At 58.5% G+C, this 21998-nt stretch carries 18 protein-coding genes; 6 read left to right on the top strand and 12 right to left on the bottom strand.

Annotation, left to right across the window (positions count from 1 at the left end; genetic code table 11):
- Positions 1-112: 112 nt before the first annotated feature.
- The 6 genes from KZ772_RS00005 to KZ772_RS00030 form a co-directional block, all read right to left on the bottom strand.
- Positions 113-445, bottom strand: a complete 333-nt coding sequence (locus KZ772_RS00005; protein ID WP_290537882.1) for a hypothetical protein — start codon at positions 443-445, stop codon at positions 113-115.
- 329 nt (positions 446-774) lie between these two features.
- A complete protein-coding gene (locus KZ772_RS00010) occupies positions 775-1980 on the bottom strand; it encodes an acyl-CoA dehydrogenase family protein (protein ID WP_290537883.1) in 1206 nt (401 codons plus the stop codon).
- Positions 1981-1994: 14 nt separating this feature from the next.
- Positions 1995-3302, bottom strand: coding sequence for an acyl-CoA dehydrogenase family protein (locus KZ772_RS00015; RefSeq protein ID WP_290537884.1), 1308 nt, complete (start codon positions 3300-3302; stop codon positions 1995-1997).
- A gap of 685 nt (positions 3303-3987) precedes the next feature.
- Complete coding sequence (locus tag KZ772_RS00020) at positions 3988-6315, bottom strand: fatty acid cis/trans isomerase (RefSeq protein ID WP_290537885.1); 2328 nt, start codon at positions 6313-6315, stop codon at positions 3988-3990.
- 111 nt (positions 6316-6426) lie between these two features.
- Positions 6427-6879, bottom strand: a complete 453-nt coding sequence (locus KZ772_RS00025; RefSeq protein ID WP_290537886.1) for a DUF3429 domain-containing protein — start codon at positions 6877-6879, stop codon at positions 6427-6429.
- A 67-nt stretch (positions 6880-6946) separates the two neighbouring features.
- Entirely contained in the window at positions 6947-7438 is a 492-nt protein-coding gene (locus KZ772_RS00030; RefSeq protein WP_290537887.1) for a DUF1643 domain-containing protein, read from the bottom strand.
- Between the two features lie 56 nt (positions 7439-7494).
- On the opposite strand from KZ772_RS00030, the gene KZ772_RS00035 reads away from it, so the two are divergent.
- Complete coding sequence (locus KZ772_RS00035; RefSeq protein WP_290537888.1) at positions 7495-8211, top strand: nitroreductase family protein; 717 nt, start codon at positions 7495-7497, stop codon at positions 8209-8211.
- Positions 8212-8213: 2 nt separating this feature from the next.
- Here KZ772_RS00035 and KZ772_RS00040 read toward each other — a convergent pair whose 3' ends face one another.
- From KZ772_RS00040 to KZ772_RS00050, 3 genes are all read right to left on the bottom strand, one after another.
- Positions 8214-8666 (bottom strand): hypothetical protein, encoded by a 453-nt coding sequence (locus KZ772_RS00040; RefSeq protein WP_290537889.1) that lies wholly within the window; start codon positions 8664-8666, stop codon positions 8214-8216.
- Positions 8608-9363: a subclass B1 metallo-beta-lactamase gene (gene bla / locus KZ772_RS00045; RefSeq protein WP_290537890.1), complete on the bottom strand. Its 756-nt coding sequence runs from the start codon at positions 9361-9363 to the stop codon at positions 8608-8610. The genes KZ772_RS00040 and bla overlap by 59 nt, the downstream gene beginning before the upstream one ends.
- A gap of 102 nt (positions 9364-9465) precedes the next feature.
- Positions 9466-9981, bottom strand: coding sequence for an Hsp20/alpha crystallin family protein (locus tag KZ772_RS00050; protein ID WP_290537891.1), 516 nt, complete (start codon positions 9979-9981; stop codon positions 9466-9468).
- Positions 9982-10157: 176 nt separating this feature from the next.
- Here KZ772_RS00050 and KZ772_RS00055 point away from each other — a divergent pair, with 176 nt between their 5' ends.
- The gene (locus tag KZ772_RS00055) at positions 10158-10373 is read left to right on the top strand and encodes a dodecin (RefSeq protein ID WP_290537892.1); all 216 of its coding nucleotides are present in this window, start codon (positions 10158-10160) and stop codon (positions 10371-10373) included.
- 107 nt (positions 10374-10480) lie between these two features.
- Here the strand turns inward: KZ772_RS00055 and KZ772_RS00060 are convergent, their stop codons facing one another.
- The 3 genes from KZ772_RS00060 to KZ772_RS00070 form a co-directional block, all read right to left on the bottom strand.
- Complete coding sequence (locus KZ772_RS00060; RefSeq protein WP_290537893.1) at positions 10481-12145, bottom strand: DEAD/DEAH box helicase; 1665 nt, start codon at positions 12143-12145, stop codon at positions 10481-10483.
- Positions 12146-12352: 207 nt separating this feature from the next.
- A complete protein-coding gene (locus tag KZ772_RS00065) occupies positions 12353-14011 on the bottom strand; it encodes a hypothetical protein (protein ID WP_290537894.1) in 1659 nt (552 codons plus the stop codon).
- A 529-nt stretch (positions 14012-14540) separates the two neighbouring features.
- A complete protein-coding gene (locus KZ772_RS00070) occupies positions 14541-16136 on the bottom strand; it encodes a choline dehydrogenase (protein WP_290537895.1) in 1596 nt (531 codons plus the stop codon).
- A 107-nt stretch (positions 16137-16243) separates the two neighbouring features.
- Between KZ772_RS00070 and KZ772_RS00075 the strand changes: the two genes are divergently transcribed.
- The 4 genes from KZ772_RS00075 to KZ772_RS00090 all read left to right on the top strand — a co-directional run bounded on the left by KZ772_RS00075 (position 16244) and on the right by KZ772_RS00090 (position 20823).
- A complete protein-coding gene (locus KZ772_RS00075) occupies positions 16244-16879 on the top strand; it encodes a DUF3047 domain-containing protein (RefSeq protein WP_290510212.1) in 636 nt (211 codons plus the stop codon).
- 304 nt (positions 16880-17183) lie between these two features.
- Entirely contained in the window at positions 17184-17744 is a 561-nt protein-coding gene (locus KZ772_RS00080) for an HNH endonuclease (RefSeq protein ID WP_290537896.1), read from the top strand.
- A gap of 159 nt (positions 17745-17903) precedes the next feature.
- Positions 17904-20639: an endo alpha-1,4 polygalactosaminidase gene (locus KZ772_RS00085; RefSeq protein WP_290537897.1), complete on the top strand. Its 2736-nt coding sequence runs from the start codon at positions 17904-17906 to the stop codon at positions 20637-20639.
- The gene (locus tag KZ772_RS00090; protein WP_290537898.1) at positions 20602-20823 is read left to right on the top strand and encodes a hypothetical protein; all 222 of its coding nucleotides are present in this window, start codon (positions 20602-20604) and stop codon (positions 20821-20823) included. Before KZ772_RS00085 ends, KZ772_RS00090 begins: the two co-directional genes overlap by 38 nt.
- Positions 20824-21998: the final 1175 nt, after the last annotated feature.

A 21998-nucleotide genomic window follows, 5' to 3' on the forward strand; every position in this document is an offset into this window, starting at 1 on the left:
CAGGTAAATACGCCATCAGGAATTGATCCGGGCAAAACGATGATTTTCGCTCGGACCCGTTCGAGGCCGCCTCCTGACCGGGGCGGCCTTTTCCTTTCAGGCTGGCTTGCGTTCAGGTGCAGTAGCGACCGTACTGGCTTAGCGCCTTGCTGCTGTGTGGATCCACAAGATCCACCCATACCTGCATGGAAGCCTGATCCCGGGTGTTCTGCAATTTGGTGAAGTCGCCAGCGACAATATTGCCTTTCAGGGTGTCGCCCGCCTCGGGAGTGGTGCCGTCCAGTTGCTTGACCAGCACCATGCCGCCGCGAGTGTTGAGCAGCATGTATTCGCAGCTCTGACTGAGGATGACGGTGGCCTGTTGTTGGTTGGCCTGTGCTGTCTGTCCGAGCAACATACAACCCGCCAGACCGGCACCGAGCAGATGCAGTTTGAATGCTGACATGGTGATCCCTTCCTTTTTTATTGTTACACCTACACCTTACTTCGGCGCACCAGCCCGGCCTGTTGTGCAACGGCAGTAAAGCTGTAACCGGGGTGTAGTGTTTTTTTACATTCCATCGACCTTCGATGGTGGCACAGACAATGTCACTGCAACATCATCGTTATGTCTCTTTATGCAGTAGGGAATTCGGGCGATTAAAACCGATTTGAGTAGTAGGAAAGACATGGCTGAATCGGAAGATGCAGACTGGGTCAGACGTGGGGATCTGAGACAAAAAAGCCGCACCCGAAGGTGCGGCTTTTTTGTTGGCAAGACTGCCAGGAGACGGGTTATTTCAGCTCCTTGGAGCTTAGACCCAGCACCCGACGGGCGATGACCAGTTGCTGAATTTGCTGAGTGCCTTCGAAGATATCCAGAATCTTCGAGTCGCGAGCCCACTTTTCCAGCAATTCGTCTTCGGTGTAGCCGATGCTACCGGCCAGTTCCACGCAGCGCAGGGTGATCTGATTGCCCACTCGCCCGGCCTTGGCCTTGCAGATGGAGGCTTCCAGGGTATTGGCCTTTTTGTTGTCGGCCATCCAGGCGGCTTTCACTGCCAGCCAGTAGGCCGCTTCCCAGTCCGCTTCCATCCGGTAGATTTCTGCTTCCACTGCGGAGCAGTTGTCCACCGGCTTGCCGTAATCATAGGTCATGCTGTCTTTCAGCAATTCCTTGATGCGTTCCAGGGAGGCTTTGGCACAGCCGATGGCCATGGCGGCCACCAGCGGGCGGGTGTTGTCGAAGGTCTCCATGACCCCGGCAAAGCCCTTCTTGGTATCGATTTCCGGGCTGCCCAGCAGGTTTTCCGCCGGTACACGGCAGTCGATGAAGTTGATGGCGGCGGTGTCGGAAGCGCGGATGCCCAGCTTTTTCTCCAGCCGCGCCAGCTCCATGCCCGGGGTGCCCCAGTCCACCACAAACGACTTGATGGCCGCGCGGCCCAGTTTCGGATCCAGTGACGCCCACACCACCACACAGTCGGCCCGGGACCCAGAGGTCACATAGATCTTCTCGCCGTTCAGCACATAGTGATCACCGTCTTTCTTTGCGGTGGTGCGAATGGCAGCGGAATCGGAGCCGCAGCTGGGTTCGGTGATGGCCATGGCGGCCCACTTGCCCTTGAAGCGTTCCAGCTGCTCGTCGTTGGCCACCGCAGCGATAGCCGCATTGCCCAGGCCCTGACGGGGCATGGCCAGCAGGAAGCCGGTATCGCCGTAGCACATTTCCATTGCGCCCAGGCAAACGCCCATATTGGCGCCGTTCTTCACGCTGCCGTCGTCCTGCACCTTGCCGCTACCGGTGGTGGCAGCGCCGGCGGAGTTGGCCGGGTCACCTTCGTTGAAGCCATCCAGCACCGACGCCAGCATATCCAGCTCTTTCGGATATTCGTGCTCGCCACGGTCATACTTGCGCGAGATCGGGCGGAGGGTGCTCTGGGCCACCTGATAGGCATTGTTGATCAGGGGTTTGAACTTCTTGGGAATTTCGATATTCATGGTTGTCTCCCTCCTTACAGGTGCAGGCCGCCAAAGGCGACACCGATGGCACGCAGATCCCGGTACCAGCGCTCCACCGGGTATTCATGGGTGAAGCCGTGACCGCCCAGCAATTGCACGCCGTCGGTGCCGATCTTCATGGCCTTGTCCTTGACCAGGGTGCGGGCCAGGTGCGCCTCGCGCTGGAAGGACTTGCCCTGTTCGGCACGGCTGGCCGCGCGGTAGGTGAGCATGCGCATGGAATCCAGCTCGATGGCGATGTCGGCGATCATGAAAGCCACCGCTTGGCGGTAACTGATGGGTTCGCCAAAGGCGGTGCGCTCGTTGCAGTAGGGCACCACATAGTCGAGCACGGACTGACAGGTACCAATGGCCAGGGCACACCAGGCCAGGGTACCCAGGTCCACAAAGGCGCGGTAATCGAAATCACCGTTACCCAGGCGGTTTTCCACCGGTACGCGCACATTGTCCAGTTTCAATGGACGCTGGCCGCTGGCGCGGATACCCATGGCGGGGTCATCGCCTGCCACCAGACCTTCGCTGCCACCTTCCACGATGAACACGGCGGGGCCGTCATCGGTCTGGGCGGCCACCAGGAAGATTTCTGCTTCGGCGGCCAGCGGCACCAGGGATTTTTCGCCGTTGAGTACATAGCTGTCACCGTCCTTTTTGGCGGTGGTCTTGAGTGCCATGGGGTCGAACAGCGGATAGGGTTCGCACACAGCGATGGTGGCCTTGGGGGGGCTCTCTTCCGCGAAGGTGCTCAGGTACTTGTCCTGCTGTTGAGCGGTGCCCCACTGGGTGAGGGCATTGGCCACACCCATGGGAGCAAGGATGGCCACGGCCTGGCCCATGTCACCGTGGGCCAGGTCTTCGGCCACCAGCATGCTGGTCACGGTGGAGCGCTCGGTGGCGGCGCCGCCCAGGGATTCCGGTACGGCAAAATAGTTGAGCCCCAGTTCCAGCGCCTGGGCAATCACCTCGTCGCTGGTCTTCTGGGTGGCGTCAGCTTCTTCCGCCTTGTCACGCAATACATCACGGGCAAAGGACTGCACGCTGTCGCGAATCATCTGTTGTTCATCGGTGATGCTCAGATCGAACAGATCGCGGGTGTGGCCCGGTGCGTTCAGCCGTTCAGGCTTGTTGCCCGGGTTGCTGGACTTGAAAGTGCGGGCAGTGGTGGTGAGCACCTGAAAGCCGCTTTTGGTGAGCGTGTAGGCAAGCCGTTCCACGGTCTTGCGCATGCCGATCTTGTCCAGCACTTCCGAGCTGGCCAGACGGTTAAGCGCGGTAAGCGCGTAACCAACTGCATCTTTTGCCATGAGAGTTCGCCTCGTTGTTGTGTCTATTGCACTCGATTATGGACCGGAAGGGCTCAGTCACATTGACCAGTGTGACCGATGGGTCGGGCCAAGTAGCAACACGTCGGCGCCAAAGGCCTGGTAACTCCGGGCGGTGAAGGGTACGGGAGGGAGCTACGAGCTACGAGCTACGAGCTACGAGCTACGAGCTACGAGCTACGAGCTACGAGCTACGAGCTACGAGCTACGAGCTACGAGCTACGAGCTACGAGCTACGAGCTACGAGCTACGAGCTACGAGCTACGAGCTACGAGCTACGAGCTACGAGCTACGCTCGTTGGATAGGGAAAGACTGGAAAGTTCCTCGTAGTCCGCAATTTCTACGAAGCCGCTGTGGGAGCTATGCTTGTCCCCCAGGGGATCTGCGACATGCGAACCGCGCTTGCGCGGACATCGACCGCAGGGCGATCAGGAATCTCAGAGCTCGACAGGTCTATCCAAACCATTCCGATCCGGTGTCACCCCAATCCTATTCGCCATGCGAGCATGGCTCCAACGGGGGGAGGGTGGCTGCACTGGTGGCCAAATCGCGCCGCGAGCGACGCTCCTACAGCCCAGGTCGTACCGTTGAGCGCGGGCAGGGCATCATCCGATTAGCACGGCCCAACCCGCGTTGCAGCTTGTCGCTTGAAGCTTGCAGCTGCTTTTAAAGATTCTCGTAGCGATTCATATCCAGAATCCCGGCCTCGGTAGGCTCGTGTTCTCCCAGGTACCGGGTCAGGTCGTGGAAGTAGGTCCAGAACTGTGGGTGAGTACGGCGGATGCCGAAGCGGGCGGTCAGTACCGTGAAATCCTTTTCTTTCTTGACCGCCTGCATGGCTGTCACGAACTCATCTACCTCATCCGCTTTCACGTTGAACATGAAGTTGGGGTAGCTGGCCAGAACCCCGGGGTAGATCGTCAGGGTATCGAGGTGAGGCTGGTAGCGCAGCGATTCCCCCAGCATGAAGGCCACATTGGTGTGGGCCCGATTGCGAATCAGGGTGTAGATTTCCCGCTCGCCGTTTTCGTTTTCTACCCGCAGCATGGTGACCTCTGGCATGAAGTTCACGACTGTCAGATCCTGTGCCAGGGTAGAGGCAATACCGACCAGGGAGGTTTCCGGTTTTTTTAACCAGTCAGCAATATCATTGCGTCGGCAGTCTTCTCCATCGCAACGATTGATTGGATCCGGACGGGCGTTGATGGTGGCAAAACGTTTCAGCAGGCCATCGTTGAATTCATTGACCGGGGTATTGGTCTGGTACTGGATGCCAGTGGGATGTTTGGTATCCACAGATGCATAGCTCACATACAGGCGCAGTTTACCGGTGTTCTGATACCAGTTGTCCACCACCGGCTTGCGCAGTTCGCGGGGGAAGTAGCGCAGGGTATTCTGTTCCGCGCCATTGCGAATCAGGTCGAAGTACAGGCGGGTCTGGGCCTGGTGGGAAACGGAACCAAACACATTGAAGTTCACCACCAGGTTGTAATAGCTGCGCTCGAACAAGGGATAATCCATTACCCAGGTGGTCAGTGGCAGGTCACCAATCAGCCCCTTGCGCACCGAGGCATTATCGTGGTGCCGGAAGATGGTCAGCAGGGCGTTGCGGTTTTCACCGTCGCCATCCCAGAGGCTTTCCCAGGTGGGACCTTGAGGGTCTTTTTCGCCGTAGGCCTGGTGCCGGGCGCTGAGATAATCGTTGCGGTTGCCACTGTACTTGAGCCACTGGGGGCCCAGTGCCAGCAGCTCGTCATCCTGACCTGGCAGACCAAGCAGGCCACTGACCTTGCCGCGATAATTGACGTCGGTGATATAGAGGTCGTGGTCCGGATCCTGGAACACGGCCCAGAAGTGATCGCGTATCACATCGGTAGCTATCTGGCCCCGGCAAACCGGTCCGCGAATAAAGGTGCGGACAAAATATTCCGCTTCATCCAGCATGAACTGGTAACGGGCCCGTGGGGGAATATCAGCAAAGGTCTGAAAGGGGTTGGCGCGTTGGTCGTAGCTGTAGCCCGGTAGTGTTTCCACTTCCCAGTGGCCGGCAAAGAACTGTTCACGGGTGCGAGCCAGTTTTTTGTCATTGAGGGGGAAGGTGATGTGAGTCTTGTGTACCAGGCTGCCGCGCACCGGCGCCAGCCGGTACCAGAAGTGCTCGGGAGGCATATCATTGGGGCGCACGCTCTCTATCGGCTTCACAGGCTCGCCCGGTGGTGTGCTGGAGCGGTGCAGCTTGAAGAAATGATCCGGCTTGTTGCCACTGCCATCGTCGAAATAGAGGTGGGCCAGGAACAGGTGTTCATAGAGCCAGCGGGCCACCAGTTGATGACGTTTGTCTTGCTGGTTCAGCATGTTTTCCCAGGCTCGGATCTGACGTTGTTCGTCGTCCGACAGACCGAAGGTCTGGTAAGACAACGGGGCGCCTTGCTTCAGCCACTGGCTGACCATGGCGAATTCCTGGTCGGTGAGGCCGGTGACGGCCAGGGGCATGCCGCCCATGGGATGTTTGTCGGCGTAGTCGGAAAATTCCTCGGGCCGGGGACAGGTATTGACTCGCTGCAATCCCAGGGAGATGTCATCCGGTAATTTTTCGTTGTTGCCAAAACGGTGTTCTTTGCCCAGTTCAAGCATGTTGTAGAGCAGTGATGACTTCATGCCGTCGGTGCTGTCGATGACGGAAAAGAAATCCTTCTCGCGCCATTGCGCGGTGGTCAGCGCGTCCTGAAAAAGGCGGGTAGGGGCCACGGATTCGGTGCGGGCACCGTTGTAGACCTTGTCCTTGCTGGCGCCGCGATCCATGCCTTCGGGTGCTTCCAGCTTTAGTTGGCAGGGGGCGTCATAGCAGCCGTGGCAGGCCAGACATTTGCTTTCAAAAATTGGCTGGATATCGGCCTGGTAACTGAGGGGGCGTTCGGCTGCGGTAACGGGAGAAAGCAAGAAAAACACGCAGAGCACATTCAGACGAACCAGATATCGCTGCAATAAGATCATTTCACTGTCTCCCTGTGAATTTGAATCAGTCTAGAGGTGCCAGAAGAGAGTGGCTACGGTTGCGGAGTCGGGTGAGCGCAAACCTTGTAAAAGCGGATTTCGCAGGGTGAATCAGAACATGGGTACCATGGTGGCGGCCCAGCCTATCAATACGGCGATAACTGCCGCGGCAGTGAGCTGATGGCGAAGCTGGCGGTACCAGCCAGGCAAGGCCTCGGTGAACACCATCTGTTCAGTGCCCCAGACAAATACCAGCCCTGCGGCAAGCATGGGCAAGGAAAATTCCAGCGGCAGAAGCAGCGCAAACCAGCCCAGCACCGCCGGCATGATGCCGAACAGCAGGGTGGGGAACTGGTTGCCGCGATCAAATTGATTCAGTGCTCGGCCCCAATGTACCGCGCCCAGGAAGGCAATGATGATGGCGGCGTAGGCGGCAACGCCTTGTAGGGCCCACTCGCGGCAGGCATCCATCCAGGCCAGAAATGCCAGGCCGTAAAAGGGAATCAGCCCGCCATAGGCCAGCCAGCGAGCGCGACGGATGTTGTTGTCGGTGTGAGAGCCCAAGGCGGTCATCCATGACGTGAAATATTGCTCTTATTATCTTGCCGCTGGAGTGAAGGTCAGGACAAGGCTATTCCTGGTGCCAGGGCCGGGCAGTCAGGTGTTTGGGAAGATAAAGCGGGTGAGCCGGTTCTCCGGAACCGTTAAGGCGGATGCAATGCATGGCTGGCAACTGGGCCGACACGGCGCGGGCCCGGTCCATGAAACGGCCATGGTTGCCCCAGGCGGCCACTACCAGATCCGCCTGGCGGGCCAGCTTGCGCAGCCACAGATCGTTTTTCGGGCCCACCGGGTCGCCAGCGGCAAACAGGTCGTCCGGGTAGGTGGCCCGGTAGGCAAACAGGTTGGCCACGCACAGGCCGGAGTAGCCCCAGTCCCGGGCGAAGCCCATGCAGCGGCGGATGGTCGGGTCATCCTGGCGATGGTCGGCGGTGGACGGATTGAGGCCGATCAACAGCAGAAAATCATCGCCTGGCCCCCAGTGTCGCCACAGGGCATAGCGGTACTGGCGGCATCGGGAGAAATTGGCGCCACGGTGCAGGGTAGGGGTGGTCTTGGTCATGGCCGGGTATTGTAGGTATCTGCCATGATATGGCCAGCTTCAAACAGGAGAGGGTCATGGAATTCAGTGAGGTGATCCGCGCACGTCACAGCGTGCGTGCCTTTACCGATCAGCCGGTCAGCGATGATCAGCTGCAAGCGTTGCTCAACCTTGCCACCACGGCACCGAGCTGGTCCAACACCCAGCCTTATCAGATCGCTATCGCCCGTGGAAAAGTGCTGGAGAGTCTGCGCCAGGAGTTGCCGCCGCGTTTTGACAAACTGGCGGCGCTGCAGAAGGCGCCCATGGTGAAAAAGGTCTTGGCCTGGTTACGCAAGGACGGCATTCCCGATGGGGATTTCCGTCCGGTGGTGGACTACCCGGAGGATCTGCAGCCGCGCCGGGTTGCCACCGGCCGGGGTCTTTATGACTTGCTGGATATCGGCCGGCAGGATAAACAGGCGCGCCATGAACAGATGCGCGACAACTTCCGGTTCTTCAACGCCCCGGTGGCGATTTTTGTCTTCATCCATGAAGGACTGGGTGTTTACAGTGCCCTGGATGCAGGGATCTTTCTGCAGAATCTGATGCTGGCTGCCACCGATGCCGGTCTCGGCACCTGTGCCCAGGGAGCGTTGGGCCTGTGGCGTTCGCCGTTGGAGCAGCATTTCCACTTGCCGGATAACTACAAGCTGCTGTGTGGACTGTCGCTGGGCTACGAGGCGGATACCCGGATCAATCAGTTCCGGCCGGATCGTCAGCCCCTCAGCGAACTGCTGATCAAGGAAAAATAACGCTATTGTGCGGTAAAGATACGCAGTATGGGAAAGCGGTGGTAACCGAAGAAAACCATCTTGCGCTGCTGCTCGCCGGGGGCGAAAGCACCCTCCAGGCCGGTGGCGTGGCGCCGTTCCCCATTGGCAAACTCTGCCACCAGGTAGTTGTTCTGCAGGATGCGCTTGCCACTGTCGCTGTTTTCCAGTGTGACCAGCGCCCAGCGTTGCCCGCTGTCACTGCTCAGGGTATTGGCTTCCCGTACGCGAAAGCTGCTGGCGCTGGGTTGCAGGGGGCTGTCCCGGTCAAAGCGGGCGTCACCATCGATCTGTACCGGTGTGTCGAACCGCAGCACGGTGTCGTTGTCCGCCTGCGCCGCCGTGCTGGCGGTGACGACAACACCCAGTAGCAGCGCCTTACTGAGTCGCCAGACCCTGTCGGGCCAGGTCGCGGGTATGGGTAAGCAGATTGGCATCGCCGATGTCTCCATGGCCGGGAACCACAATGCTGGCTTCGCTGTAGTGGGTCAGCACGTTTTCCATGGCAACGGGCCAGTGGTTGGCGTTGGAGCCTTCCACATAGCCGATTGCAGTGGCCGAGCCCCCTTTCACTGCGCACCCTCCGATCAGAACCTCATCACGGTCATACCAGACAATGATGTTATCAGGGCTGTGCGCCGGGCCCGGGTAATAGAGTTCCAGATTAGCGAACTTGATCCGTGATTGCTCTGTGAAAGCCTCAATGGTTCGGGGCAGGGGAATGTCCGGATCGTAGAAAGTACCGGGGTCGTTGCGGGCGATGTCTAGCGTGGCCGGGTGAGCCCAGGCGGGAATGCCCCGGGCCGCCAGGGTACTGGCGCCGCCCATGCGGTCGTCGTGGGAGTGGGTGAGGATGGCCAGATCCGGGGCCTTGCCGAACCGCTGTTCCATCCAGTCCAGCAACAGCGCCGTGGGCGCGTCCCCCCAGGCGGTGTCGATCAGGGTAAGAGTGTTGTCCTCAATGATGATCAGCCCGTTGGAAGCATAGCGCTGCCCCTGAATCACTTCCCAGGAGCGATGCACCCAGGTGTGCTCGGTCAACGGGTAGACCTGCAAATCATCGCTGAGACGGATTTCCTCCGCCTGCAGAGGCAGGCTGATAAACAGTAACAGGGCAAGGGCGATACGCATCATGGGTCTCCTGATCAGGAAACCCATGGTACGACGGTTTACGATCGCCCGTGTGACAGGCTTGGCACCGGGAAAGAATTTCTCATTTCCGTAGGGTGCCCTGCCTTAATGAATCTTGATGGTCTTGCTGCCGTGCCCGTGGTGTTCGTGGCGGGGAATGGTCAGCGACAGCACACCGTTGTGAAACACCGCCTCCATGGCCTCGCCATCCGCGTCCGCAGGCAGATTAAGCATGCGCTGGAACTGTCCGAAACGTCGCTCACTGTAGTGATAGCCATCCCGCTCGGAGCTTTGCGCCTCCTGCTTCTGGCCGGCAATGGTCAGGGCGTCCTGGTGCAGGGTGACACGCAGATCCTGCATGTCCACGCCGGGTAGTTCGGCGGTGATCAGGTAATGGTCATCGCGCTCGAGAATATCCAGGTTGGGGCGGAACGGGATGCTGGGTTCCGCGTGGGGCGCCGGGGTGGTCCAGGCCATGTCGCCCAGCATCTGCTCAAACCAGTTGTCGAACTCGCGTTCCCAGCGCAGCAGGGGGTGACGAGGCTGACGTTGCGGCAACGGACGTTCGCGACTGCTTTCCTGGCGCAGCCAGTTCCAGGGAGTCATTTTGTGCATATCCATCGCATAACCTCCTTTGATAAAGGACATCACCTTTCCTCTTCTCTTTTTGAGGCAAGAGGGCGCCGCTTTCAATGATTTGTTGATGATTAATTGATCAATATCATGGGGGTTCCCCTTGTAATCCCTGTCCGGGAGTGTCACAGATGAAGTGACCGAGGACAGAAAAGGAGAGTGATATGTCCGATCATCACGTTTACAAGAAAGTGGAACTGGTGGGCTCATCCAAAACCAGTATTGAGGATGCCATCGACAACGCCCTGGCCACAGCCAGCGAAAGCCTGAAAATGATGGACTGGTTTGAAGTAACAGAAACCCGCGGCCATATCGTGGATGGCAAGGTGGGACATTATCAGGTGACTCTGAAGGTAGGGTTCCGGATTTCCGGATCTTGAAGGAACGAAAGCTACGAGCTACGAGCTACAAGCTACAAAAAAACCGCACCCTCTCGGGCGCGGTTTTTTGTTTTGCAGCTAGAAGCTAGAAGCTAGTTCCTAGTCGCTTATACCGCTTCCAGATTCAGGGAACGCTGGCAGACCCGCGCGGTGCGGATCACGTGGAGCTGGCGGGGAGACAGGTCTTCCGGCAGATCTACGGTGCTATGGTCCTGGTGGATCTTGATCGGGCCGATCAGGCGGCTGGGCAGTTTGGCTTCGTTGGCGATGGCGCCGACGATGTTGCCCGGCTTGACGCCGTGGTCATGACCGACCTGGATACGGTAGCTACGCATGGCCTTGTCGCTCTTGCCGCCCTTGTTGCTGCTGCGCGGGCCGCGATCATCACGACGGCCGCCTGACGCATGGGCAGGTTCGCGACGAGAGCGTGTTTCCTTGATCATTTTCGGTTCTTTCAGGATCAGCGGCTCACGCTTGAACATCATCATCGCCAGAGCAGTGGCCATGTCATTGTCGCTGACGTCCATGCTCTCGCGTAGCTGGTTGACCAGGGCGCGGGTTTCTTCCTGACCGTTGCCTTCCAGTACTGCGGTCAGCTGTTCCTGGAAGCGGGAAATGCGCTTGGCGTTCAGGTCGTCCACGGACGGCAGGGTCATCTTTTCGATGGCCTGGCGAGTGGTGCGTTCGATCTGACGAAGTACGTGCTGCTCACGACGGGACACGAACAGGATCGCGTCGCCTTCGCGGCCGGCACGGCCGGTACGACCGATACGGTGCACGTAGGCTTCCGGGTCGCCAGGCATGTCATAGTTCACCACGTGGGTGATGCGCGCCACGTCCAGACCACGGGCAACCACATCGGTGGCGATGAGCAGATCGAAGCGCTTGTCCTTGAGGCGTTGAACCGTTTTTTCACGCTGCTGCTGCGGGATATCGCCATTGAGGGCTTCGGCACGCAGATTGCGGCGATTCAGCTGTTCGGCCAGCTCCAGAGTGGCCTGCTTGGTGCGCACGAACACGATCACGGCATCGTGCTCTTCAGCTTCCAGAATGCGGCACAGGGCGTCCAGTTTATTGAGCCCGGCCACGGGCCAGTAACGCTGACGAATGCTGGTGCCGGCGGTGGCGCCGACGCCATTGTCGATGCGTACCAGCTTGGGATTTTTCAGGTGCTGGTCGGCAACCTTGCGAATAACCGGCGGCATGGTGGCGGAGAACAGTGCCAGCTGGCAGTCATCCGGGGTGCGCTCGAGTACCCATTTCACGTCGTCGATAAAGCCCATACGGAGCATTTCATCGGCTTCGTCGAGTACCAGCGCCTGCAGGTTGGTCAGGTTCAGGGAGCCACGTTCGATGTGGTCCATTACGCGTCCAGGGGTACCGACAATTACCTGGGCGCCGTCACGCAGGCCCTTGAGCTGCGTGCGATATTCACCGCCGCCATAAATCGGCAGTACCTTGAGTCCTTTGATGCCCTGGGCAAACTCTTCACAGGCTTTGGCCACCTGGATAGCGAGTTCACGAGTGGGGGCAAGAATCAGCATTTGTGGTTGACGCAGGGATGCATCCAGCCGTGCCAGCAGTGGCAGGGCGAAAGCGGCGGTTTTACCTGTGCCAGTTTGAGCCTGGCCCAGCAGGTCGTGACCATCGAGCAACAGCGGGATGGCTTGCGCCTGAATCGGCGACGGCTCCTGGAAGCCCTGGCGGGCAATCGCAGCGAGCAATACCTCGGGCAGGCCTAAATCGGCGAACCCGGAACGGGAATCTGACATGTGTTACCTATGAATTGGGAGGAGGGGCCGAGCGAGCGTCGGCGAGGACGCGGCAGTATACGCGTGTTAAGGGCCTATTGCACGTTTTTTCGCCAATGCCGCTTGGTGCGTCGATCCCCTATCTCCCTGTAGGAGTCATGCTTGCATGGCGAACATCCTCGATGTTTCTGAGGCCTTTCGCCATGACGAGCATGGCTCTCACGCGCCCTAGTTCAATGGATAGGCCGTCCAGCCGTCGGTCCAGTTCTGCACACTGCCGGGGCGCACGGCACCCAGATAGTTGGCGGCTTCGTCCCAGAATTCCCCCTGGGGAATGGGGCTGGCGCCGTTGCGGGCCGGGGAGCGGGAGGTGGGCGCGAAGTCCGGGTGGGAGGCGCTGCTGGCGTCCCGGGTCAGCATCGGGTCGGTGCCAAACTGGGCGGCCACGGCACTGCTCTGGAAGTAACGGCGTTCGTCGAAGTCACCATCATCGTTGTTGTCACCGGTTTCCGGGTCGAAGAACGTCAGCCCGCGGCTACCTACCCGATTCACCATTATGCTCTGGAAGCTTAATTCCCCTTGCTGGATACGCGCCACGGTTTCCGTGCCTTTCAGGTCGATGGTTTCCCCGGAGAAGCCGTCGATAATGATGTTGTGGAAATGCCCGCCGGTACCGGCCTTGAGGGTCATGGCGCGGTGGTACTTGTCGTGACTGCGTGGGCTGATCAGGGTCACGTTGTACATGGTCGGGGCGGAAATTGGGGAAGCATTCGGGTTGCCTGCCTGGTTGTCGCCCTCGAAGGCATTGTCGCCGGTGTCGGCATGTTGCTGAATGGCGAGAAACTGCACCCGGCCGCGCCAGCCCATATCCCAGTCCAGGGAGTCGTCGCCGGCGCCGGTGATGACGATGTGCTGCAGATCCACGGTGCCGCCGAACACTTCGATGCCGTCGTCCAGGGCGCGGTGTACCTGCACATGGCGGACGATGGTGCCGTCACCGCAACCACCCAGGGTCAGGCCGTTGAGTTCGTTGTTGGCGTAAACTTCGAAGCCGGCAAATTCGATGCGGGTGTATTCCATCATGCCGCAGGATGAGCTGGGGTCATCCCCGCCGAAAGCTCCGCGTGCGTCACCGTGCGGAACCCCTTCTATCTGGGCCTTTGATTTATTGACCGGGGCGTTGCCCAGCATTACCACGCCGCCCCAGTCGCCAGCGGCACGACGGCCTTCCGGTTGGTTGCTGGTAAAGACGATAGGGGCAGTTTCCTGGCCTCGTGAAAACAGGGTGGCATCACGGGTAATTATCAGAGCAGAACCAGGGCGTCCCTCGATGCGGGTACCCGGCTCGATGGTCAGGTTGGCACCGGCTTCTACGTAGACGATGCCGTCGAGAATCCAGGTGGTGCCGGCATGCCAGGTCTGATTGCCGAAGAGGGAGCCTTTGACCACCTGTTTGCCGGCAATCAACTGATGAAGAGGCTGATAGGCAAAGTAGCCGATCACGGCGATCATCACCGCGGCCAGCCCGAGCCAGGCGTACATCCAATGAGATTTTGCATTGCGACTACTGGCAATAGACGGGCTGCCCAGGGTTTCGGCTATGTCCGGATTGGTGAGTGGTAGCGAGGAGCCTGTGGCTGCCGGGCGTTTGCGCAGCAACATGCCGTCGTGGTTGGCGGCTTGCAGCTTCAGGCCAAGAGCGCGAATTTTTCTATTGTCGCTGTTGACCGCCCGGCTAATGATTTCGGCCCGATAGACCGGATCGTTGAGCATCGTGTTGAAATGCACAAAGCGCAGGCTGCTGTCATTTTCCTGGTCAAAGTTCTGCTTCAGTTGCCACAGCAATTCCACCAGCTGCGCGCGTGGAGACGATACTGCATCCACCATAAATCCCCCCAATCGGATCAGGCGATATTCGGAAAGAGGGAGTGTGTAAAATAAAGATGACAGTAAGGTGAAAAGTAAAAAGCTACGAGCTACGAGCTACGAGCTACGAGCTACGAGCTACGAGCTACGAGCTACGAGCTACGAGCTACGAGCTACGAGCTACGAGCTACGAGCTACGCTGGTAGGATAGGGAAAGGTTGGAAAGTTCCTTGTACTTGGTCATTTCTACGAAGCCGCTGTAGGAGTACCTCTTGAGGTGCGAACCTTGCGGAGCAAGGAAATCGCCCGCAGGGCGATCAGGAATGGCAAAGCTCGACAGGTCTCTCCAGAAAGAACGGCGGATAGACGTTGGCCTCTGTTGCCTCGCTACGCTCGGTTCGCACCTCAAGAGGTGCTCCTACATCATCAACCCTGACCAATGCCCGAATCGTGCCGCGAGCGACGCACCTACAAACCCCCCACAAAAAACGCGGGCAGGGCGCTATGCGATTAGCACGGCCCGGCCCGCGTTGCAGCTTGCCGCTTGCGGCTACTCCCCGAGAATCGCGTCTGCCCCTTTCTCGGCAATCATCACTGTCGGCGCATTGGTGTTGCCGCCGATCAGGGTGGGCATGATGGAGGCATCGATGACGCGCAGGCCTTCCAGGCCGTGCACACGCAACTGGCTGTCTACCACTGCCATGTCGTCGCTGCCCATCTTGCAGGTGCCAACCGGGTGATAGATGTTGTCGCACTTCTGGCGCAGGAAGTTACGGATGTCCTCGTCGCTTTCCACGCCGTTGCCGGGGAAGATTTCATCGCCGCGCCAGTCGCTGAGCGCATCCTGGGCCATGATCTTGCGCATGGCCTTGACGCCACGAACCATGCCTTCCATGTCGTCCGGGTGCTCCAGGAAGCGAGGATCGATCAGGGCCGGGGAGCGCGGGTTGGCATCACGCAGAGTGATGTTGCCACGGCTCTTGGGACGCAGAATGCAGACGTGACCGGAATAGCCATAGCCCATGCTGAACAGCAGGTTGAGGCCATGGTTGTCCAGCTTGGCGGCGGTCAGGTGCAATTGCAGATCGGGAATCTCTTCGTCCGGGCTGGATTTGATGAAGCCCCCGGCTTCGGCCACGTTGGAGGTGAGCTGACCGTTGCGACGGTAGAAGAAATCAATAATCCCTTTCAGGCCGGTGGTGAGCAGAGCACCCGGCGCCAGGCTCAGGGTGTCCTTGCGCAGGCTCTTGTGCACCACCAGGGCATCCGGGTGGTCCTGCAGGTTCTCACCCACACCGGGCAGGTCGTGCACCAGCGGGATGTTGTGCTCAGCCAGCTCCGCTGCCGGGCCCACACCGGAAAGCTTGAGAATTTGTGGGGAGTTGATGGCGCCGCCGGAGAGGATCACTTCATTGTCGGCTTTCAGAGTACGGATCTGGCCCTTGTGTTCCACTTCCACGCCGATAGCACGTTTGCCATCGAACAGTACCCGGTTCACCAGGGCGTTGGTCATGATGGTCAGGTTGGGACGATCCATGACCGGGTGCAGATAGGCCCGGGCCACGCCGCAACGCTCGCCGTCCTTCTGGTTCACCTTGTACATGCCCATGCCTTCCTGGACGGCATTATTGAAGTCATCGGTGGCCGGGTGGCCAGCTTGAATACCAGCTTCCACAAAGGCTCGGCTTACCGGGTGGTTGAAGCGCAGGTCGGCAATGTTGAGCTTGCCGTGAGTGCCGTGGAACTCACTCTCGCCGGGCTCATAGTGTTCGCAGCGTTTGAACACCGGCAGGACATCGTCGAAGCTCCAGCCTTCGTTGCCCAGTGAGGCCCAGTGGTCATAATCCCACTTGTGACCGCGGGTGTAGCACATGGCATTCACGGCCGAGGAGCCACCCAGGGTCTTGCCCCGGGGGATATAGATCTGGCGATTGTTCAGGGCTTTCTGGGGTACGGTGTAATAACGCCAGTTTCGCGCGTTGGAGCGCATCATCAGGATGATGCCGGCAGGAATGCGGATAAACAGGCTATTGTCTGCCGGGCCCGCTTCCAGCAGGCAGACACGATTGTTGGGGTTTTCGGAAAGACGGTTGGCAAGTACGCAGCCAGCAGAACCGGCGCCGACAATAATGTAATCAAACTGCATGATGTCTGCCTTGAGCTTGGTTGAAACAGGGAATCCGGTGAAAGCTCCTCCCTCAACGGGAGGAGTGAATGTTCGTAAACAAGATGTCTATTCTAGGAAACGCGGCCATGAAAACGAGACCTGTTTGTGACCCGTTGGTCCAATGTATACCAACACTGCTGTTGTTGTCCTTGGCTCTGTTGCCTGTCAGAGCCGTTTCGGCGGCGCCGGAGGGCTGGCGGGAGGTGGTTTTCGATGGCAGGACCGAATACCGCCTGGAGCAGGGTTGCTGGCAAAGTCGGGCATGGGGCACGGCATCGGGTCTGGTTCGGGAAAACACTGTGGATGTGACGCGCACGCCCTATCTGCGATGGCAGTGGCGTGCCGACCAGATAGCGGACTGGCCGGATTTGGATGAGAAGAGCAAGGCGGGAGACGACTTCCAGGCCAGGGTCTATGTGGTGAAGAAGGGCTGGCTGCCCTGGCAGACCCGGGCCATCAATTATGTCTGGTCCCGGCAGGGGACGCCGGGCACGTTCTGGCCCAATCCTTTTGCTTCCCAGGCGGTGATGGTGGTGGTACAGGGGCCGGGCGGCGCCGGGACCTGGCAGTCGTTCAGCCGTAATGTGCGTGAGGATTTTCGTCGCTTTCACGATCTGGAGGTGGACGAGGTAGATGCGGTGGCGATCATGACGGACGGGGATAATACGGGCGCACGGGTGGCCAGTTGCTACCGGCTGCCGGAATTTCGCGTCACGCCTTGAGCGTGGCAGTTGCGGTGCCGACACCGCCCTGTTTATTATTTGTTCAATTCGGTGTCTGTGATCAGGCGATCGTGGTCGTTTGATCAGAGATAACCGGGCAAAGGCACCACGATGTGTGGACCCTATCCAAGAGGCAATAAAGGTTTTCCTTCCAGACTCAGTCTGTTGGCCTCTCTGTCTTCTTTTCCCGCTGTCGCAGAATCGTCACTGGTTTACGAGATCCTGTTCCGGGCTTCGATATGGCAATGTCGAGCCGGATCTGGGGGGGCGCCATAAGGGCGCTGCAATGACCGCGAGGTAGCCCATGAGTGAACGCATCCTGCGTCTGGACAAGACTGGTACTCCTGTCGAATGGCTGGACTGGCAGATGGCAGCCACCCTCTATGCCCGAGGGCTGGTGACCTGGACGCTGGGGGATGTAATCTATCGCTTGCGCGGGGGGACCTGTCGCCTGTCTGGGGAGCGCTCAGCTCTGTCTTTGCACTCCATCATCGCCTGCGATGGCGTGGCCTACCCCCACAAACGCCCGGCACCGCCGTTGACTAACCGGGCCCTGTTCCGGCGAGACCAACATCTTTGTCTCTACTGTGGCAAACCTTTCCCGGAACACGTCCTGACCCGTGACCATATTGTCCCCACCTCGAAAGGGGGCCGGGATCGCTGGTCCAATGTGGTATCTGCCTGCCGGCGTTGTAACCAGCGCAAGGGCAGCCGCTGCCTGGAGGAAATCGACATGGATTTATTGGCTCTGCCCTATGTGCCGAACATGGCTGAATACCTGGCCTTGATAAACAGCCATCGTATCCGCGGGGATCAGATGGCATTTTTGCGGAGCCAGTTTGGCAAGAATAGTCGGCTTTTGTGAGCTGTGCATTTTACATAAATACCCTTTTTGTCGTATTTGGGTTAATTCATGTATCCCTCATTATTCACGCCGCATTGAAAGGGTATATAAGAAGATTAGGTTTTATGTGAATTGGGGAATTCATTGATCCGCTGTTATTTGGCAATTCTGCTGGTTTTTTTGGGGTTTTCTGCATCGGCTCAGGCACCGTCCGGGCTGGCCGCGTCGTTTTATTACGGTCCCCTCATCCCCTGGCACACCCTCTCTATCTATGATTTTCCTGTTGTTGAGCCGGATCAAGCCAGTGGCGTGCCCGATGCGTTTCGCGCGCAGCGCTTCTATGCCTATGTCAGCCTGGGTGAAGTTCTGGCATCACGCCCGTATTTCAAAGACCTGAAACCAGAGTGGCTGCTGGGGGAAAACCCGGATTGGGGCTCCCAGATATTCGATCTGTCTTCGCCGGGGTTGCGAGATTTTCTCCTCAAGCAGGTCATTGAGCCGGTGTGGCAGCAGGGCTACCGTGGCTTTTTCTTCGATACCCTGGATAGCTACCAGCTAGTCGCAAAGACGCCTGAGCAGCGGGAGCAGCAGCGGCAAGGCTTGGCGGCCTTGATCAACCAGATCTCCCAGCGTTATCCCCAGGCACGCTTTATTTTCAATCGTGGCTTTGAACTGATGCCGCTGGTAGAGGCGCCGGTGGATGCCATCGCGGCGGAGTCACTTTACCAGCGCTGGGAGGCGGGCAAGCAGCGTTACGCACCGGTTCCCGAGGAAGACCGTCAGTGGTTGCTGGGTCAGTTTGCCACTATGCGTGACCAGTACCAGGTAGAGACCATTGCGATCGATTATGCGCCGCCCAACCAGCGCCAGCAGGCCCGGGAAATTGCCGGGAAAATTGCGGGTCACGGTGTGATTCCCTGGGTCACCAACCCGGAGCTGGATATGCTCGGGCTGGGCGTGCGCGAGGTGCTGCCCCGGCAAGTGTTGTTGGTTCATGGTGGCAGCAATGAGCGATTCTGGGAGCTTTCCGATGCGGTGCGTTATGGGCTGATGCCCCTGCAGTTTCAGGGGCTGGTTCCTGATATCCGTGCCATCAATTCCAGCATGCCCGCTGGCACCCTGCAGGGACGATACGCCGGTATTGTCGTGTGGCTGGAAGAGGAAGAGCTGGCCGATGCCGATTTTGAGGCCTGGCTGGTGGAGCAAAAAAATGCGGGCGTTCCCATTGCCATGCTGGGTTACCCGGCGGTGGACCCCGTGGGTCCCAACGCGCAGGCTTTCGGGTTTGAGGGGCGGCCTACACCCTTGTCACCGCCGACGGTTACCCTTCAGCATGAGGCCATGGGGTTTGAGCTGGCACTGCCCAAACTGATTGAGTTGTCGTCACCATTGCATAACCCTTCTGCGCAGCCCTGGCTGGAGCTTCGTGCCGGGGAGCACACTTATACGCCGGTGGCGACCTCGTCCTGGGGCGGCTATGCCTTCCAGCCCTTCATGATCCGTTCGATATTACCCGGAGAGAAAGGTGAAGGGCTGGATCGCTGGGTGGTCAATCCGCTCACCTTTATTCGTGAGGCACTGCAGTTGCCTGCCATGCCGATTCCGGATGTGACGACGGAAAATGGTCGGCGCTTGCTCTTCGCGCACATGGATGGAGATGGTTTTCCCAGCCTGGCCGAGGTGAAGGGTTATCAGGGGCAAACCGATGCCCGGGTATTGCTGGAGGAAGTGCTCAAACGTTTTGAGGTGCCCACCACCATCTCGGTGATCGAGGGTGAAGTGGCACCCCACGGCCTCTACCCGAAGATGTCCGCCGAGCTGGAGCAGATCGCTCGGGAAATGTTCGCCTTGCCCCACGTGGAAGCGGCTACCCACACCTATTCGCATCCTTTTTTCTGGTACGACGCCCAGCAAATGCCAGGGGAGCTGTATGGCCCCGAAGGGCAATTGCGCCTGCCTATCCCCGATTACCAGATGGACCCGATGCGTGAAGTGGTCGGTTCGGCACAGTACATCAACAACAACCTGCTGGCCGACGGCAAGCGTACCAAAATGGTGCTGTGGAGTGGCGATACCCTTCCCACTCCTGAAGCCCTTGCTGCGGCACGGCGGGGCAACCTGCTGAACATGAACGGTAGCGATACCATCATCACCCACAGTGCGCCCACCTGGACCCTGATCAAGGGAATCGGTTTGCCCAAGGGGGACGAATATCAGGTTTATGCGCCCAACCAGAACGAAAGCATTTATACCAATGAGTGGAGTGGCCCTTTCTACGGTTTTGAGCGTGTGCTCGAGACTTTCGAACTGACAGAAAGCCCCCATCGCTTCAAGCCGGTGAACATCTATTACCACACCTACATCGCCAGCAAGACGGCAGCTCTGGAATCCTTGCTAAGGGTCTATCGGTGGGCGCAGTCGCAACCGCTTCATCCGGTGTTTGCGTCTGACTATGCCCGCAAGGTGCTGGACTTCAACACCATGGTGATCGCCCGGGATAATGATGGTTGGTGGGTAAAAGGCAATGGCGAACTGCGCACCCTGCGATTACCTGAGGCGCTGCCGCTACCGGCCCTGACCAATAATACTCATGGGGTCGCCGGCTACCGGGAAGACGGTCCCGGCCGCTACCTGCATTTGTCCGGCGCTGCCGCTCACTGGCAGCCCGGTTCGGACTCGTTGCCTTACCTGCAACAGGCCAATGGCCGCCTGACCACATTTGCTCGCAATGAAGACGGCATGCAATTTTCTCTGATCGGGCACAGCACACTGGAATTTGCCATCGGCAATGCCGATGGTTGCTCGCTCAACCATAACGATGAACCACTGAAACCAGTGCGTCGGGACGGAACCCTCTATCACTACAGGAGTGCGAAGCATGAGCTCGAAGAGCTACGGCTACACTGTTCGCACTGAGCGATTACGGGTTCTCGGCCCCACAGAGTTGTTCGCTTGTCTGTTGCTGATCCTGGTGGTCTGTTGGCTGGCATTTCCGCGGGATCTGGCCGTCACGTTGCGCAATGCGCAAGGGCAGCCGCTGCCTGGAGTGGAAATCGACATGGATTTGTTTGCTCTGCCCCAGCAAAGGAACGAGGCTTGAATACCTGGCCTTGATAAACAGCCATCGTATCCGGGGATCAGATGGCATTATGGAGCCAGTTTAGCAAGAATAGTCGGCTTTTGTGAGCGGCATTTTACATAAATACCTTTTTGTCGTATTTGGTTAATTCATCCCCATTATCACGCCGCATTGAAAGGGTATATAAGAAGATTAGCTCTTATGTGAATTGGGGAATTCATTGATCCGCTGTTATTTTGGCAATTCTGCTGGCTTTTTTTGGGGTTTTCTGCATCGGTCAAAATTCGTCCGGGCTGGCCGCGTCGTTTTATTACGGTCCCCATCCTGGCACCCTCTATCTAGTGATTTTCCTGTTGTTGAGCCGGATCGGGCCAGGTGGCGCCTGATGTTTCGCGCGCAGCGCTTCGCGCCTATGTCAGCCTGGTGAAGTTCTGGCGATCACGCCCGTATTTTACAAAGATCTGGAAAACCACAGAGCGGTTGCCAGAAAACTGGATTGGGGCCCTAGATATTCGATCTGGTCTTCGCCGGGGTTGCGAGATTTTCTCCTCAAGCAGTATCATTGAGCCAGCAGCAGGCTACCAGGTTTCTTCTTCGATACCCTGGATAGCTACCGCCAAGTCGCAAAGACGCCTGAGCAGCGGGAGCAGCAGCGGCAAGGCTTGGCGGCCTTGATCAACCAGATCTCCCAGCGCATCCCCAGGCATGGCTTATTTTCAATCGTGGCTTTGAGTCTGATGCCGCCAGTAGAGGCGTGCCGGATGCCATCGCGGCGGAGTCACTTTACCAGCGCTGGGAGGCGGGCAAGCAGCGTTACGCACCGGTTCTGAGAAGACCGTCAGCGGTTAAATACAATTATGCGTACCAGCGTACCAGGTAGAGACCATTGCGATTTGATTATGCGCCACCAACCAGCGCCAGCGGTGTTCGGAAATTGCCGGAAATTCTTGCGGGGTCATGTGATTCCTGGGTCACCAACCCGGAGCCGATATGTTTCGCTGGCAAAGAGTAAAGTGCCCCGGCGTTGCTGGTCTGGCGGTGGCAGCAATGAGCATTCTGGAGCTTTCCGATGCGGCAACAGGGGCTTAGATGCCCCTGCAGTTTCAGGGGCTGTCTCTGATATCCGCCATCAATTCCGTTACGCCCGCTGGCACTTGCAGGGACGATACGCCGGTATTGTCGTGTGGCTGGAAGAG

Origin of the sequence: Alcanivorax sp., from assembly GCF_019431375.1 — a bacterium.
Taxonomy (GTDB): domain Bacteria; phylum Pseudomonadota; class Gammaproteobacteria; order Pseudomonadales; family Alcanivoracaceae; genus Alcanivorax; species Alcanivorax jadensis_A.